Source organism: Halorubrum sp. AJ67, assembly GCF_000513435.1.
Genome location: NZ_CBVY010000005.1, coordinates 201,260 through 202,449, shown reverse-complemented (window position 1 = coordinate 202,449; position 1,190 = coordinate 201,260). Strand labels below are relative to the sequence as shown.

Below are 1,190 nucleotides of genomic sequence, written 5' to 3'. Positions count from 1 at the left end.
CCTACTCCCCTGTGTGCCTTGCCTCCCACGACTGGAACGCCCACGAATCGTATAACTTCGTATAATGTATGCTATACGAAGTTATTACGGTCCTACTACGGCGAACTCGACTGGGTCGGCGACGACGCGGTCGCGGCGCTGCGGCGGCGGCTGGAGGGGTTCGACGCCCCTCGGCGGGACCGACCGTTCACCCCCGCGGACCACCGGATCAGTCTCGTCTCCATCGTCCGGATCGCTTCGTGTGCGAGTGACCAATGAGCGACGACGAATCCACGGACATCAACGAAACGGACGAATCGGCAGCGGTCGGCGTGAAACTGGGCAGCACCCGAACGGTGCTCGACATCCCCGACGGGCGGGGCGGCCGCGAGCGCCACTCGGTGCTGACCTGTCTGGCGACCTACGAGGACGCCATCACCGGCGAGGAGAAGGTGCTGTTCGGCGAGGAGGCCGCGGTCGAGTACCCGGACCGGGTGCGCTTCATGCTCCGATCCGGACTCCCCGAGGACGACGACAGCGTCGCGGACGCCGAGCGCTTCTTCGAGGCGGTCGTGGACGCCCACGACGTGCCCGAAGACAGCGCGGTCGTCTACGCGGTGCCCACCATCGACAACGAGGCGGGCGTCGAGAACCTCAAGTCGGTGATCGAGGGCTCCTCCATCGGGCAGGTCGAGACGCGGAGCTACCCCGAGTCGCTGTGCGGGGCGATCCCCGCCTACGGCGACGACCTCGACGCGATAGACGAGGTGTTCGTCTCCATCAACCTCGGTTCGACGACGATGGAGGCGTGCGCCTACCGACGCGGCGAGCAGCTCTCGCCGTTCTCGACCGGCTCGGTGACGGGCAACGAGGTCGACCGCCGGATCGTCGCCGCCGTCGAGGAGGAGAGCCAGGGTCGGGTCCACATCGACCGGACGACCGCCCGCGAGTACAAGGAGCAACACGCCGACGTGTACGACTTCGAGCCGTTCACGGACGTGATCCAGCAGCCCGGCGGCGGGAGCCACGAGTTCACCGTCGACCGCGGCGTGCGCGAGCCCGTCGACCGCTACATCGACGAGGCGGTCGACGTGGTCGCCAACGAGTTCCTCCCCGAGCTCGCGAACGACCACATGAAGCCCTACCAGCTCGCGCTCGGTCGCCCCATCGCCGCCACCGGCGGCATGGCGTGCATCCCCGGGCTGACCGAG

1 protein-coding gene is annotated in these 1,190 nt (G+C 67.7%); it reads left to right on the top strand.

Annotated elements, in window-relative coordinates:
- Window positions 1–254: 254 nt before the first annotated feature.
- On the top strand, window positions 255–1,190 hold a 936-nt coding region (locus BN903_RS07115), incomplete at its 3' end, for a hypothetical protein (RefSeq protein WP_048077067.1).